The 13,884-nt window shown below is 57.9% G+C and carries 15 protein-coding genes; 12 read left to right on the plus strand and 3 right to left on the minus strand.

Translation table 11 applies throughout. The annotated features are described in order from the left end of the window. Positions 1-138 precede the first annotated feature (138 nt). From F1379_RS18210 to F1379_RS18220, 3 genes are read left to right on the plus strand one after another with little or no spacing between them, the layout of a single operon-like run. On the plus strand, positions 139-714 hold the full coding sequence (locus F1379_RS18210) for an Ada metal-binding domain-containing protein (protein WP_150272415.1): 576 nt from the start codon (positions 139-141) through the stop codon (positions 712-714). Beyond that, on the plus strand, positions 707-1,261 hold the full coding sequence (locus F1379_RS18215) for a methylated-DNA--[protein]-cysteine S-methyltransferase (protein ID WP_150272416.1): 555 nt from the start codon (positions 707-709) through the stop codon (positions 1,259-1,261). Before F1379_RS18210 ends, F1379_RS18215 begins: the two co-directional genes overlap by 8 nt. Next, positions 1,242-2,147 (plus strand): DNA-3-methyladenine glycosylase family protein, encoded by a 906-nt coding sequence (locus F1379_RS18220; RefSeq protein ID WP_150272418.1) that lies wholly within the window; start codon positions 1,242-1,244, stop codon positions 2,145-2,147. Before F1379_RS18215 ends, F1379_RS18220 begins: the two co-directional genes overlap by 20 nt. A 133-nt stretch (positions 2,148-2,280) precedes the next feature. Here F1379_RS18220 and F1379_RS18225 read toward each other — a convergent pair whose 3' ends face one another. Then, complete coding sequence (locus F1379_RS18225; protein ID WP_150272420.1) at positions 2,281-2,706, minus strand: VOC family protein; 426 nt, start codon at positions 2,704-2,706, stop codon at positions 2,281-2,283. 161 nt (positions 2,707-2,867) lie between these two features. Here F1379_RS18225 and F1379_RS18230 point away from each other — a divergent pair, with 161 nt between their 5' ends. Continuing rightward, complete coding sequence (locus F1379_RS18230) at positions 2,868-3,833, plus strand: helix-turn-helix transcriptional regulator (protein WP_150272422.1); 966 nt, start codon at positions 2,868-2,870, stop codon at positions 3,831-3,833. Positions 3,834-3,915: 82 nt separating this feature from the next. On the opposite strand, the gene F1379_RS18235 is transcribed toward F1379_RS18230, so the two are convergent. Both F1379_RS18235 and pdxR read right to left on the minus strand, forming a co-directional pair. Further along, on the minus strand, positions 3,916-4,440 hold the full coding sequence (locus F1379_RS18235) for a hypothetical protein (protein ID WP_150272424.1): 525 nt from the start codon (positions 4,438-4,440) through the stop codon (positions 3,916-3,918). Between the two features lie 97 nt (positions 4,441-4,537). Continuing rightward, positions 4,538-5,965, minus strand: coding sequence for a MocR-like pyridoxine biosynthesis transcription factor PdxR (gene pdxR, locus F1379_RS18240; protein ID WP_150272426.1), 1,428 nt, complete (start codon positions 5,963-5,965; stop codon positions 4,538-4,540). 117 nt (positions 5,966-6,082) lie between these two features. Between pdxR and F1379_RS18245 the strand changes: the two genes are divergently transcribed. The 8 genes from F1379_RS18245 to F1379_RS18275 all read left to right on the plus strand — a co-directional run bounded on the left by F1379_RS18245 (position 6,083) and on the right by F1379_RS18275 (position 13,864). Then, the gene (locus tag F1379_RS18245; protein ID WP_150272428.1) at positions 6,083-6,643 is read left to right on the plus strand and encodes a GNAT family N-acetyltransferase; all 561 of its coding nucleotides are present in this window, start codon (positions 6,083-6,085) and stop codon (positions 6,641-6,643) included. Positions 6,644-6,820: 177 nt separating this feature from the next. Beyond that, positions 6,821-7,291, plus strand: coding sequence for an Hsp20/alpha crystallin family protein (locus tag F1379_RS18250; protein ID WP_150272431.1), 471 nt, complete (start codon positions 6,821-6,823; stop codon positions 7,289-7,291). A gap of 142 nt (positions 7,292-7,433) precedes the next feature. Then, positions 7,434-7,595 (plus strand): hypothetical protein, encoded by a 162-nt coding sequence (locus tag F1379_RS29795; RefSeq protein ID WP_162551204.1) that lies wholly within the window; start codon positions 7,434-7,436, stop codon positions 7,593-7,595. A gap of 37 nt (positions 7,596-7,632) precedes the next feature. Further along, positions 7,633-10,272 carry an ATP-dependent chaperone ClpB gene (gene clpB / locus F1379_RS18255; protein ID WP_150272433.1) on the plus strand — a complete coding sequence of 880 codons (2,640 nt, stop codon included), beginning with the start codon at positions 7,633-7,635 and terminating at the stop codon, positions 10,270-10,272. Positions 10,273-10,468: 196 nt separating this feature from the next. Beyond that, positions 10,469-11,167, plus strand: coding sequence for a response regulator transcription factor (locus F1379_RS18260; RefSeq protein WP_150272435.1), 699 nt, complete (start codon positions 10,469-10,471; stop codon positions 11,165-11,167). Positions 11,168-11,250: 83 nt separating this feature from the next. Then, positions 11,251-12,174 (plus strand): ATP-binding cassette domain-containing protein, encoded by a 924-nt coding sequence (locus F1379_RS18265; protein WP_150272437.1) that lies wholly within the window; start codon positions 11,251-11,253, stop codon positions 12,172-12,174. Further along, on the plus strand, positions 12,167-12,928 hold the full coding sequence (locus F1379_RS18270; RefSeq protein ID WP_150272439.1) for an ABC transporter permease: 762 nt from the start codon (positions 12,167-12,169) through the stop codon (positions 12,926-12,928). The genes F1379_RS18265 and F1379_RS18270 overlap by 8 nt, the downstream gene beginning before the upstream one ends. Before the next feature lie 18 nt (positions 12,929-12,946). After that, positions 12,947-13,864: a sensor histidine kinase gene (locus tag F1379_RS18275; RefSeq protein WP_239004723.1), complete on the plus strand. Its 918-nt coding sequence runs from the start codon at positions 12,947-12,949 to the stop codon at positions 13,862-13,864. The last annotated feature ends 20 nt before the right edge of the window (positions 13,865-13,884 follow it).

The raw sequence follows: 13,884 nt of genomic DNA on the forward strand, positions 1-13,884 counted from the left end.
ATGATGCGTGCCTCAGCGTGAGACCCGGTTCCGGCATTCCGGCATGGACTGTCCCGCTGTCGTAATCTTGCGCTCCTATTCCGCAGGACTGCATACGGACAGGGTATTCGTTTATACTGGCGGTAAGAGGTGATGCAGATGGACCAGGCGACGTTTGAGCGTATCTATGATACGGTGGTGCGGCGTGAGCCCACATTTGATGGCGTGTATTATACCGGCGTACTGACGACGCGCATTGTATGTCGGCCTTCCTGCCGGGCGCGGACGCCCAAGGCCTGTAACGTTACATTTTACACTTCACTTGAAGAAGCGGTAGCAGCGGGCTTCCGCCCCTGTAAAAGATGCAAGCCGGAGGAAGGCGGGGCACTCCGTCCCGATGCGGTGCTGGCAGCGCGGACGGATGAGCTGCTGCAGGCGCGGATGGGCGAGAAGCTGACGCTGCGCTTGCTGGCGGAGGAGCTGAACGTCAGCCCCTTCCACCTGCAGCGCACGTACAAGCAGGTGCGGGGCCGCTCGCCCGCAGCCAGGCTGGAGGAGCTGCGGCTGGCACAGGCTTGCCTGCTGCTGGCGGAAACTCAGACCCCGGTTGCCGGAATTGCCCGGCAGACCGGAGTGTCCGGGCCGTCGCATTTTACAGCATGGTTTACCCGGAAGACCGGGTTGACGCCGACAGAATATAGGGCGGAGAAACAAGGAGGAACCCGGCATGATTGACACAACAATCTATCATCATACTCTGACCCTCGGGAACAGGAAGTGGACCCTGTGGGCTACAGACCGTGGACTGATCCGCCTCTCCTACGAGCAGGATCAGGGGCGGTTACCGGAAGGCTGGCAGCGGTCCTATGCCCCGGGCAGCAAGCTGCGGGAGGATGCGGCGGTATTTGAGCGCTTCGGTGCTATAGAGCTGCTGCAGGAGTATTTCGGCGGCAAGCGGGTCAGCTTCAGGGACCTGCCGCTCGATTTATGGGGCACGCCGTTTCAATGTGAGGTGTGGCGCGGGCTCTCGGGGATTGCGCACGGCGAAGTGGTGACCTACAAGGAGCTGGCGGTGCGGATCGGCAGACCGCTGGCCGTGCGGGCCGTAGGGGCGGCTAACGGGCAGAACCCGCTTCCGGTTATTCTTCCCTGCCATCGTGTCATTGGGGCCAACGGGACCTTGACCGGATACCGGGGCGGGCTGAAGCTGAAGCAGGAGCTTCTGGCGCTGGAAGGCATTACGAACGTGGGGGCGGCCGGACATGAACGATTTGCTTTTTGAGCTGCCGCTGCCGGACCATTTCGCGCTTGGGGCATGCCTTGAGTATATGAACCGCTCCCCGCTGGAGTGTCTCTTTCGTTCGGATGCCGAAGGGGTAGAGCGGCTGTTTATTGTGGAAGGCCAGGCGGTGCTGATCCGGCTGACCATGCCTGCAGACCGGCCGCAGCGGCTCCGGGCAGCGCTTCTGTACGGCAGCCTGCCCGGCGAGGCAGGGCTGGCATGGCTAGCCCGCTACATCGTGGAGTGGTTTGATCTGGATCGCGATTTGGCGCCCTTTTACAAGCTGGCGGCAGAGGATGAGCTGCTGGGGCCGCTGCTGCAGGCGAACGACGGCTTGCGGATTATCGGCATTCCCGATTTGTTCGAAGCGTTATGCTGGGCCATACTCGGCCAGCAGGTCAATCTGGCCTTTGCCTACAGGCTGAAGGAGCGCCTCACGGCCAAATACGGGCAGTCGCTGGAATGGCAGGGCCACACCTATTACAGCTTCCCGGAGCCGGAAGTCTTCCATGAGGTGAGCATGGAGGAATTGTGCGCACTTCAGCTTACCCGGAATAAAGCGCGGACCGTGCTTGAGGTGGCTCATCTGATCGCCGCCGGGGCACTCAGCCGCGAAGAGCTTCTGGCGCTGCCTTCGCCGGCTGCGGCCGAACAGCGGCTGCTGCAGATCCGCGGCATCGGTCCCTGGACCTCGCAATATGTGCGGATGCGCTGCCTGCGCGACGCCACCTCTTTTCCGGCCGGCGACGTCGGGCTGCAGAATGCGGTCAAATTCCTCACCGGCATGGACCGTAAGCCTACCCCGGCCGAGCTGGTGGAAATGTCCGCACGCTGGCGCGGCTGGGAGGCGTATGCGACTTTTTATTTGTGGCGGGCATTATATTGAAGCGTCAGAGCGCTTTCTGAGCTACGCTTGAAACAGGTGTCTTTAACAAGGCAATTCTGGATGCACAAAAAGGCCATGATCCCGAGGCAGCAGCGGAGTCATGGCCTTTTTGCAGTTTTCCGTCCCCGCCTGATTAGCGCGGCCGTTTGGTGAAGATCTGGAACGTGACGCCGTACTTGTCGGTCAGCATGCCGTATGCCGGACTGAAATAAGCAGGTCCGAGTTCAATCTCGACTTCGCCGTCCGCCTTCAGGGCGCTGAACAGCTGCTCTGAAGTGCCGGCATCCTCCGTGGAGATGCAGATGTTGATGGCGTTGCCTTTACGCAGGGTCTGGCCCGGCTCCAGGTCGGCAACGAAGACGGTGCTGTCACCGATCCGCAGGACAGAATGGGCGATCAGCGCCTGCTCCGCCGCCGTTTTGGGCGCATCCGGCTGCTGAGGGACTTCTCCTGCCGTCTGGATGAACAGGAGCCGGGCGCCGAGGCTCTCCTGATAGAAGGTGATTGCCTCGCGGGCCTGGCCTTCCAGCAAAATATATGGATTAACTTCAATGGACATGGTGTTGTCCTCCCTGATAATAGATTTGCCCGAAAGTGATGCATTATGGTGGGCTGTAGCTCTATTGTAGGTTATAATAGTGACAACTATTGTCATGGTTATTAATCTTTATTGAGACTATTTTATGCTAGGCTGCATACCAACTGGAGGGAAGAAGCAAGATGTCCAAGTCAAAACGGCTGCTCGACCTCATGATGACCGTCAACCGCAAACGGAAATTCACCGTCAGGGAGCTGGCCGATGAATTTGGCGTTTCAACACGGACGATTCTCCGTGATTTGCAGGAGCTTGGTGAATTGGGCGTGCCGCTATATTCTGAAGTCGGTCCGCATGGCGGCTATCAGGTGCTGAACGAGCGGGTGCTGCCGCCGATTGCTTTTACAGAAGAGGAGGCGGTGGCAATCTTTTTTGCCAGCCATGCGCTGCGCCATTATCAGTATCTTCCGTTCAAGGAAGCCTCCTCATCCGCGCTGCAGAAATTTTATAACTACATGCCCGGTGATACCCGCGACCGGATTGACGGGATGAAGCACCGGATCGACTTCGTCATTCCGGCCCGGCAGGCGGAGTTCCCTTTCTTGTCCATTCTGCTTGAAGCGGCCACCGGCGCGCGGGTGGTAAGCGTAACCTACCGGTCCAAGGACGGCGAGACGAAGCGGAATATCCAGCCCATCGGCTTGTACGCATCGGGCGGGCTATGGTATTGTCCGGCCTATTGCTTTATGCGCGAAGGGATTCGGGTGTTCCGCTGTGACCGGATGGTCTCGGCCGAATATATGGACAGCCTGGAGAGCCCGCAGCCGCTGGATTTAAGCGGAGTGCATCTGGAGACATTGAAGGACAGCGGCCATTTAAGCGGTGGACCCCGGCAAGCGGAGCTGAAGCTCCATGTGAGGCTCACGGCAGAAGGCGCACAGCGCTGTGAAGGGGAGCCATGGGCGGCCAGGCTGCTGATCCGTGAAGAGCATGGAGACGGCCGGCTGGAAGGGGGAATCGCCCGGAAGGACCTGCGGTTCTTTGCCCAGTATGTCATCGGCCTCTGCCAGGAGGCTACGGTACAGGAACCACCCGAGCTGGTGGAGGAAATGAAGGCGATATTGGCCGGGATGCTGAAGAAATACAGCTGAACCGTGCGCAATGCCAGAGTTCATCCCGGCCGGATCAGGGGCTGCCGGTAAATAGCCGGCAACCAGCATTCAGCAAGCTCCGTTATTTGGTTACGCGGATCAACTGCTTATCGGCCAGGGCGAACGGGCCTCCGAGTGTGAACGAAGGCAGGTGGAGAGTCCATTCGGACCGGACACCCATCTCCTCTTCTCCGTCCCAGCAGGAGTAAAGCTCCACCGTTTCTCCTTCGCTCAAATGCTCGTCAATCTGCGAGAATAAGAGGCCCAGACATTTCAGACCGGCTGCATAAGCCTGGGGAGCCTGCTCCTGCAGCTCCGGCCTCAGTTCAAAGGCACCAAATAGATCATACACATACGGCTTGGAGACAGCGAGCCGCTGACGCCATGGCAGCGAGGAAATATCCGTAATCTCCAGCCCCACTGCATCAAGCTCCGACTCAAATTCCTGAACAAGCGTATTATCCAAATGGGACAGGTCTATGATATTGTGAAGCGCCTGCGGGTCTGCTGACTTAGGGATGTCGCCGTATCTTTTGTACGTGTACACATAACCGAAATGGCCGGCCTGGAACGGGCGGTCCGATCCGAGATAATGGCGGAGTGTCATCTGAATTCACCTCTCCATGAATTTGTGGCGGGATATATCACTATCTGGATTATTATCCCATAAACAGTAGCGGGAAAAAGAAATAGCAGTACCGGACTTAGCTGCCGTAACCGTAATTCCACACCTCCGCCAGCCGGCGAATCCCCTCCTCTATCAATTCCTCGGCTATCCCGCCGAAGCCCAGTACAAATTCCGGGTCATCGTTACCGGGCCGGTCCCACCAGGTATACGACATCGGAGTGACACGGATGCCTGCCTGGGCTGCCACTGCGGTCAGCTGCCGCGCACTGCCCGGACGGCGCAGCGAGAGCAGCAGGTGGAATCCTGCGTCTTTGCCGGATACCGTCGCTTCTTCTCCGAAATACTGCTGCAGGCTGCGCAAGGCCAGATCGTGCTTGCGCCGGTACAGCAGCCGCGTTCTCCGCAGATGCCGCTCGAAATGGCCCCGCTCCATGAAGTAATGCAGTGCAATCTGGTTCAGCCGCGAAGCGGAATGCTCCAGGTACAGCTCACGGGCCAGCCCGTGATACATCGGCAGCAGCTTCTGCGGCAGCACCATATAATGAACGCACAGGGCGGGTGCCACCGATTGGGCGAAGCTGCACATATAAATCACCGGGCTGCTCTCCGCCAGTCCCTGCAGAGCGGGGATCGGCCGTCCGTGGTAACGGAATTCCCCGTCATAATCGTCCTCGATAATATAACCGCCGGCCCGGCGGGCCCACTCCAGCAGCGCGTGGCGCTTGGCTATCGGCATGGCCATTCCCCGGGGGAACTGGTGGGAGGGCGAGACATAGACCAGCTCCGCACCGCTCGTATACAGCCGCTCCACATCCAGCCCATCCGCCTGCAGCGGAACCGGAGCGATGTCGTATCCATGGCGGCGGAAGGCCGCCGGGAGCAGATGATACCCCGGGTCTTCGGCCGCCAGCCGCCGGAAGTGTCCCTGCAGCATCAGACAGAGCAGCGAGCAGAGGCTATGCTGGTCTCCTCCGACGATGACCTGCCCGGCGCTGCACCGCAGCCCCCGAAAACGCCGCAGATGGGCAGCAATGCTCTCCCGCAGCTGGGGTTCACCCTGAGGATCACCGTACTGGAGAAGGTCGGGATTCCCGAGCTGCTCCTGATAGAGCCGGCGCCAGATTTGGGCCGGAAACAAGGTGAAGTCATTCTTGGACATATGAAAATCATAGGTATACGCCTTGGGGTCACGGGGGGTAATCGGATGATCCGGAAGCTCCGGCGTGCCGGAACTGCGGTCTGGCTGCCCGCCGGGCGGATGCACAGCTTCTACGATGTAACCGCTGCGCGGCCTGCTGATGATGAAGCCCTCTGATAAGAGCTGCTGGTAGGCAAGCTCGACCGGGGTGCTGCTGATGCCGAGCTGGGAAGCGAGCAGCCGGATGGAGGGCAGGCGGCTGCCTGCGGCAAGTGAACCGCTGGCAATCTCTTGTTTGAAATATTCATACAGCTGGATGTAGTACGGAGTCCTGCTGTCCCCGTCTAATGCGGGTGTGAGCAGCATGGTATGAACCCCCTGTCCTCGGTAATCTGTCCTTTGAAAATACTCTGATTTGTATATTTTAAAGTATACAGTCAGGTCTTATGATAAGGCTATCGAAAGCGACAGGAGAGGATAACGATGAACAGACATTCAGCATTATTAACGGGGCAGCAGGTATACCTGCGTCCACTGAACGGTGACGACGCCGAGCTTTACTACCATATGTTCTACGAACCGGAGACACGGCGGCTGACCGGCACGCAAAGACATATTACCAAGGAACAAATCGCCGATTATATCGCCCGCAAAGCGGGAGACGACAGCTCGGTGCTGCTGCTGATTGCGCTAGGCGGGAACGATGAGGTTATCGGTGACATCGCCATTCAGGATATCGACCGGAATAACCGTACGGCCAATATCCGGATTGCCATCGGGGACGAGCGGCACCAAGGCAAGGGATATGGCAGAGAAGCGCTGCTGCTGATGCTCGATTACGGCTTTGGGATTCTGAATCTGCACCGGATTGAACTAGAGGTATACACCTATAACAACCGGGCCATGCACGTCTACGAGAGCATCGGGTTTGTGAAAGAGGGAGTGCGGCGGCACACGCTCTATTTCAACCACGAATACCATGACTGTATTACAATGAGCATGCTGGAGCATGAGTACCGGGAGCGTTATCTGTCGGAAGGTTAAATAAAGGTCAAAAAAGGTCAAAAATTTAGAAACACTAAAATATGCCAGCCTAATGTAGCCGAAACGCCGGATTTTTCCGGTTTTTCGGCTTATACCGGTTTTGTCATCCTGGACATGGGAGACTATAATAAAGCCATAGGTCAAATATAGTCAAAGTCAAAGAGAGGAGAATGCAAGATGTTTGATTTGGTCCCATTTGGTAAACGCAACAGAGAAGATGCTTTCGGTCTGCTGGCGAAATCCTTCAATGACATGTTTAATGATGATTTCTTTGCACCGATCAAAAGCGGAGTTCTTTCCTTCCGGACGGACATCCATGAAAGCGAGCAGACTTACCTGATTGAGGCCGAGCTTCCCGGCTTCAGCAAAGAAGAGATCAGCATCGATTACAGTGCTCCTTATCTGACGATCAAGGCTGTACGGAATGAGGATCAGAGCGAAGAGAACGAGAAGCATCAGGTGGTGCGCAGAGAGCGCCGTTACGGAGAATATGTGCGCCGGTTCTATGTGCAGGATATTGCCGAAGAGGGAATACGTGCTTCACTGAAGGACGGGCTGCTCAAGCTGGAAGTGCCGAAACGGCAAAAGCCGCAGGGCAAACGGATTGAGATTGAGGATGGCGGATCATCCGGCGGCGAATTGAAATAATGAGCCCAAGTCCGGGCGGTTCGGCAGAAGCCAGGGAACTCCTGCTTTGCGGCATGGCCATGCCTGAGGCTCTTTGATTCCCGCCAGGGCGGCGGATTGGCCGGACTTTTTATATAAGGCGCATTGTAGTGGGACACACGCTATGATGCGCTTTTTTGCGAAGACGGATGGGAAGAATGAATTGGGATGGAAGCTCCGGGAAGGGCTGGCGGCGGAAAGCGGCTTCCAGGCCGGTCGAAACGGCAAGCAGCGGGTATGCAGCACCGGAAAGCCGCAATGGGGTAATATATGGACAGCAGATTAAGATGAATCAATGGATGGATATGGAGAGGTGAAGCGATATGGATTTCAACAAATTAACGCAAAAGCTGCAGGAGGCTGTGGCGGAGGCGCAATCCCTTGCTGCGGCAAGCGGACATCAGGAGATCGACCATCTCCATCTCCTGAAGGCGCTGCTTCTGCAGCAGGAGGGCTTGCTGCCGCGACTGCTACAGAAGCTGGATATTCCGGCCGGGGAGCTGCTCCAGGACACTGAAGCGCTGCTTGCGCGCAAAGCCAGGGTCAGCGGCACCGGTACGATGCGGCGCTATGCCTCGCAGGCGCTGCTTGAGGTGCTGGAGCAGGCCGAGCGGGAGGCGGCGCAGATGCACGATGAATTCGTCGCCGTCGAGCATGCCGTACTGGCAATGGTTTCGGACTCCGGCAGCGGCAACCGGGAGCTGCGGGGACTGTTCACAAGCCGCGGCGTTACCCGCGATAAGCTGCTGAAGGTGCTCGCAGACATCCGCGGCCACCAGCGGGTCACAAGCCGTGAGCCGGAAGCGACCTATGAGGTGCTGGAGAAGTACGGACGCGATCTGGTCGCCGAGGTGCGGGCAGGCAAGATTGATCCCGTGATCGGCCGTGACGGGGAGATTCGCCGCGTCATCCGCATTCTTTCCCGCAAGACGAAGAACAACCCGGTGCTGATCGGTGAGCCGGGCGTCGGCAAGACGGCTATCGTGGAAGGGCTGGCGCACCGGATTGTGCGCAGGGACGTGCCGGAGGGGCTGAAGGACAAGACGATTTTTTCGCTGGATATGAGTGCGCTCGTTGCAGGCGCCAAATACCGCGGGGAATTTGAGGAGCGGCTGCAGGCCGTATTAAAAGAAATCCGTGAAAGCAACGGCCGGATCATCCTGTTCATCGACGAGCTGCATACCATTGTCGGCGCGGGCAAGACGGAGGGGGCTATGGATGCCGGCAATATGCTTAAGCCGATGCTGGCGCGCGGCGAGCTGCATTGTATCGGAGCGACGACGCTGGATGAATACCGCAAGTATATCGAGAAGGACCCGGCGCTGGAACGCCGCTTCCAGCAGGTGCTGGTCAGCGAGCCGGATGTCGAGGATACAATTTCGATTCTGCGCGGGCTGAAGGAACGGTTCGAAGTGCATCATGGCGTCAAAATCCATGACAGCGCGCTGGTGGCCGCGGGCGTACTGTCAAACCGGTACATTACCGACCGCTTCCTTCCGGATAAAGCGATTGACCTTGTCGACGAGGCCTGTGCGATGATCCGTACGGAGATTGATTCCATGCCGGGCGAGATGGATGAAGTGACCCGCCGCTTGATGCAGATGGAGATTGAGGAGGCCGCGCTGAAGAAGGAGACAGACGATGCCAGCGCACGGCGGCTTGAGGCGCTGCAGCGGGAGCTTGCTGATCTGAAGGAGAAGCATCTGGAGATGACGGCCCGCTGGGAGAAGGAGAAATCAGTAATCCAGGGTATCCGCGAGCTGCAGAAGCGATTGGAGCAAGCCCGCAAGGACCTGGTGGACGCCCAGGAGGAATATGATCTGAACAAGTCGGCCGAGCTGAGCTATGGCATCATTCCCGATCTGGAGCGGCAGCTGAAGGCAGCCGAGGAAGCGGCGGAGCAGGATCAGGAGGGGCGGCTGCTGCGTGAGGCCGTAACCGAGGAGGAGATCGCCGACATCGTATCCCGCTGGACCGGTATTCCGGTCACCCGCCTGGTGGAAGGCGAACGCGACAAGCTGCTGCGGCTGGAAGAGACGCTGCACCGGCGGGTGGTCGGCCAGGATGAGGCCGTGTCGCTGGTAGCCGATGCCGTGCTGCGGGCGCGGGCGGGCATCAAGGACCCGAACCGGCCGATCGGCTCCTTCCTGTTCCTTGGCCCGACCGGCGTCGGTAAGACTGAGCTGGCGAAGGCGCTGGCCGTGTCGCTATTCGACCGCGAAGACGGCATGATCCGCATCGACATGTCGGAGTACATGGAGAAGCACAGCGTATCCCGCCTGGTGGGGGCGCCTCCCGGCTACGTCGGCTATGAGGAAGGCGGCCAGCTGACCGAAGCGGTGCGCCGCCAGCCGTACACCGTCGTGCTGCTGGACGAGGTGGAGAAGGCTCACCCGGATGTGTTCAACATCCTGCTGCAGCTGCTTGATGACGGCCGCCTGACCGACTCGCAGGGCCGGATTGTCGATTTCAAGAATACGATAGTCATCATGACCTCGAATATCGGCTCGCCGCATCTTATTCAAGGCACTGATGACAACGGCGAGCTGACTGAGGCCGTCAGGGACCGCGTCATGAAGGAGCTGACCGGCCATTTCCGTCCCGAGTTCCTGAATCGGGTGGACGATATTGTCATGTTCAAGCCGCTCAGCCTGGGCGAAATTGAGCAAATCGTCGTCAAGCTGGTGGACGGTCTGCGGACGCGGCTTGCCGGGCGCGGCGTAGGTCTGCACCTGGAAGAGTCGGCGGTGCGCTTTATCGCCCGCGAGGGCTTCGATCCGGTGTACGGCGCCCGGCCGCTGAAGCGGTTCATTCAGCGCAGCCTGGAGACGCCGGTGGCCAGAGCGTTAATCGCCGGCGATGCCGATGAAGGCGCGGTGCTGGAGGTCCGCGAGCGCGAAGGCCGGCTCGACGTTGTCATCGCTAAGCCGGAGGCAGCCGGTGCGGCGGAGGCATCCCTGTAACCAAAGCGGCTATCCTGTCCATCTTACAGACAGGGCAGCCGCTATTTTTGTATGAGAGGCCCAATGGCGCTGCTTACGGACAGAATATCGACCGGGAACAGCTGACTGCTTCTCCCCGTTTCCTGCCTCGATCTGCTATGATAGAATGGCCATAATCCAAATAACGGAAATACCTGCGGAAATCAGAGGAGATACGATGAACAACCCCATACATATTCTCGTTGCCGAAGACGACAGCGATATCAGCCGGCTGCTGTGCAGCATTATCAGAAAGAGCGGCTATATTCCCCAGCCTGCTTATTCGGGGACAGAGGCCCTGCTTTATCTGGAGCAGCGCCCGTGGAGTATGCTGCTGCTCGATCTGATGCTGCCCGGGATGACGGGCGAAGAGCTGCTGCAGAAAATGGCCGGGCGGGAGAATCTGCCGATTCTCATCATTTCGGCCAAGGGCGAGCCGCAGACCAAGGTGGCTGCCCTGCGCGGCGGTGCGGATGATTTCATCACCAAGCCGTTCGATGTCGAGGAAGTCTCAGCGCGAATCGATTCCCATCTGCGGCTGTATGCACGCATCGCCCAGCCGGCATTGGCATTGTCCAAGGTGCTGCAGCATAAGGGACTAGTGCTTGACCAGGATGCCATGGCGGTTACGGCGGAGGGGAGCGAATTGACGTTAACCGCCCGGGAGTTCGACATTCTCTCGCTGCTCCTGTCGGCCCCGAGCAAGGTATTTACGAAAGCCAATCTGTACGAAAAAGTATGGGGCGAACCATTCTACGGAGATGACAATACGGTCAACGTTCATATGAGCAATCTGCGCAGCAAGCTTGCCAAGGCCGCCCCCGGGAGCGAATTTATCGAGACGGTATGGGGCATGGGCTACCGGCTCAAGCCTTAAGACATTCTTAAGGTTTGCCTTTAGCTCTTCTTATGGTTTGGTTTCTATACTTGGTCTATCGCGTAAAGGAGGCCAAGACGAGGATGCAAGAATATGTATTAAGAACGAATCAGCTGTCCAAGCATTTCAAAGGCCATACGGCGCTGGATAAAGTCAATTTGTCGATCGCCAAAGGCTCCATCTATGGCTTTATCGGGCAGAACGGGGCCGGCAAATCAACACTCATCCGTATGGTGGCCGGCCTTGCTTATCCGAGCGGGGGGACGGTTGAGCTGTTCGGAGCCAGCGGAGAGCAGGCATTGACCGAGGCGCGGAAGCGGGTCGGATCCATGATTGAAAGCCCCGCCCTGTTCCCCCATATGACTGCTGCCGAGAACCTGGAAGCAAACCGGATTCTGCGCGGCATTCCCGGCAAGGATTGCGTGAACCGGATGCTGAAGCAGGTTGGTCTGGAGGGGGCTCAGCGGAAAAAGGCCAGAAATTTCTCGCTCGGCATGAAACAGCGCCTGGGTTTGGGAATCGCTCTGCTGGGCGATCCGGAGTTTCTGATGCTGGACGAGCCGATCAATGGGCTGGACCCGGTGGGCGTTGTGGAAATTCGCGAGCTGCTCAGACGGCTGAACCGTGAGCTGGGCATTACGATACTGATCTCCAGCCATATCCTGAGTGAGCTGCATCTAGTGGCCAGCCATTACGGCATTATTCACCGCGGCCGGCTGCTGGAACAGCTCACGGCTGAGGAATTGAACAGCAAATGCCAGCAGTATCTGCTCATCAAGGCGGATCATCCCGATAGGGCGGCGGCCGTCATTCAGAAAGAACTGGACACGGCGGATTTCGAAGTGATGCAGGACGGGGCCATCAAGCTGTTCAGCCGTATGGAAGATCCGGGCAGGGTATCGACGGCGCTCTTTTCCGCAGGGCTCGTAATCGAGAAGTTTATGCCTATGGGCGAAGATTTGGAGAGCTATTACACGAAGCGGATCGGAGGGCATCCGCATGTATAACCTGATCAAAGGGGAGCTGTTCAAGCTCCGCAAGAACGGGGCGTTCTGGACGCTGCTGTGTACACTCACCATCCTCTCGCTTGCCTATCCGTTATTATATTATTTCGATAGCCGGGCGAGCGGCACGCCGCAGATGACAGGTGCCGAATTCTTCGTTAATTTTATCGCAAGCAATTCGCATGTCCTCAAATTCAGCGTGGCGATGCTGGCCGGATTCTTTATCTGCACGGAATACTCCTCGGGTGTCATGAAGACCATCGCCTCATCGGGGAACGCCAGATGGCGATTGTTCACGGCCAAGCTGATCGTATTCGCAGCGGGTGCAATGGCGGCTTCGCTGGTCTTTCCGGTCGTCGGCATGACAGAAACGACGCTGCTGGCAGGCTTCGGCCAACTGCCGGAGGGCGGTGCTGCACTGCTGATCCCCCGTGCTCTGGGACTGACCCTATTATATTCGGCCGCCTTTGCGGCGATGGGGGCCTTGTTCGCCGTAATCTTTACCGACAGCGACAAGACAATCATTTTTTTATTAGCCTTCTTTATGCTGACGGACACGCTCTGGGTTGCTGTAGGCAGGAAAATTCCATTCTTCGCCGAGCTGCATGACTATTCCATCTTCAAGCTGTCCATTGAGATCGGCAAGCCTGGAATTGACAGCGGAGAGTGGCCGGCGTTCCTGCTGGTGCCCCTGGGGACTATTGCCCTGTCGGCAATTTTGGGAATCCTGGCCTTCCGCCGGAAAGAGATCAAATAATAGAGGGGTGGGCAAGAGGTGCTGCTTGTTCTAATCATTATACTGTTTGCGGCAGCGGCTCTTCTGCTCACCCGGCTGTGGATGCTAAGACGGGAGCTGGAGCGGATGACGGAGCAGCTGCGTCTTTACAACGACCGGACAACGGGCAAACACATCGACGTCGCTTTATTCGACGGGCGGCTTGAGGCGCTCGCGGAACAAATCAACCGCCAATCCGGGTTAGTCGTCGAAGCGGAGGCCCGGCGCAAACGGATCGAGCATGAATTCCGGCAGGCGGTTGCGAACATCTCCCATGATATCCGTACTCCGCTGACCTCGATCCTGGGCTATATTCAGTTGCTTGAGGCGGAGTCGATTACGCCGGAGGAGAAACGGGAATACGTCGCTTATGTCAAAAACCGGGCGCGGCGGCTGCAGGCGCTCTTGAACGATTTCTTCGAGCTATCCGTCATTGAGTCGCTGGATTATCCTCTGCAAACTGAAAAGCTTGGCATGACCGCGCTGCTCTCCGACATTCTGGTAGGATTCTACGATGCCTTTAATGAAAAGGGCATCACGCCGGAGATACGGCTGCCGGAGGAGAATGTGTTCCTATACACCGACGAGTCGGCCGTGCGGAGAGTGATCGAGAATCTGCTGATTAACACGGTTAAACATGCGGGCGGCCAGGTGAATATCAGCTTTGCAGAGCAGCAGGAGACAGCCGTATTGACGATAGTAAACGATGCGCAGGCGTTGGCCGGAAGCGACGTCAGTCTGTTGTTTGACCGCTTCTATACCGCAGACCGGACAAGATCCGCCCAATCCTCGGGACTCGGTCTCTCCATTGCCAAAAGTCTGATGAACAAGATGGGCGGCACGCTTGCAGCGGAACTGCACGGAGAGCAGCTGACGATGATCTGCCGCTGGAAGCTGAACACCGCAGTGCCAAGTTAGCAGCCGGATAGGGTGCCGAG

It is taken from the genome of Paenibacillus tepidiphilus, from assembly GCF_008635795.1.
In the GTDB taxonomy this organism is placed as follows: domain Bacteria; phylum Bacillota; class Bacilli; order Paenibacillales; family Paenibacillaceae; genus Paenibacillus_AQ; species Paenibacillus_AQ tepidiphilus.

Excerpts from the sequence above, each read along its gene's own strand:
- F1379_RS18210 (WP_150272415.1), top strand. The coding sequence starts at position 139 with ATGGACCAGGCGACGTTTGAGCGTATCTATGATACGGTGGTGCGGCGT.
- F1379_RS18215 (WP_150272416.1), top strand. The coding sequence starts at position 707 with ATGATTGACACAACAATCTATCATCATACTCTGACCCTCGGGAACAGG.
- F1379_RS18220 (WP_150272418.1), top strand. The coding sequence starts at position 1,242 with ATGAACGATTTGCTTTTTGAGCTGCCGCTGCCGGACCATTTCGCGCTT.
- F1379_RS18225 (WP_150272420.1), bottom strand. The coding sequence starts at position 2,706 with ATGTCCATTGAAGTTAATCCATATATTTTGCTGGAAGGCCAGGCCCGC.
- F1379_RS18230 (WP_150272422.1), top strand. The coding sequence starts at position 2,868 with ATGTCCAAGTCAAAACGGCTGCTCGACCTCATGATGACCGTCAACCGC.
- F1379_RS18235 (WP_150272424.1), bottom strand. The coding sequence starts at position 4,440 with ATGACACTCCGCCATTATCTCGGATCGGACCGCCCGTTCCAGGCCGGC.
- pdxR (WP_150272426.1), bottom strand. The coding sequence starts at position 5,965 with ATGCTGCTCACACCCGCATTAGACGGGGACAGCAGGACTCCGTACTAC.
- F1379_RS18245 (WP_150272428.1), top strand. The coding sequence starts at position 6,083 with ATGAACAGACATTCAGCATTATTAACGGGGCAGCAGGTATACCTGCGT.
- F1379_RS18250 (WP_150272431.1), top strand. The coding sequence starts at position 6,821 with ATGTTTGATTTGGTCCCATTTGGTAAACGCAACAGAGAAGATGCTTTC.
- F1379_RS29795 (WP_162551204.1), top strand. The coding sequence starts at position 7,434 with ATGATGCGCTTTTTTGCGAAGACGGATGGGAAGAATGAATTGGGATGG.
- clpB (WP_150272433.1), top strand. The coding sequence starts at position 7,633 with ATGGATTTCAACAAATTAACGCAAAAGCTGCAGGAGGCTGTGGCGGAG.
- F1379_RS18260 (WP_150272435.1), top strand. The coding sequence starts at position 10,469 with ATGAACAACCCCATACATATTCTCGTTGCCGAAGACGACAGCGATATC.
- F1379_RS18265 (WP_150272437.1), top strand. The coding sequence starts at position 11,251 with ATGCAAGAATATGTATTAAGAACGAATCAGCTGTCCAAGCATTTCAAA.
- F1379_RS18270 (WP_150272439.1), top strand. The coding sequence starts at position 12,167 with ATGTATAACCTGATCAAAGGGGAGCTGTTCAAGCTCCGCAAGAACGGG.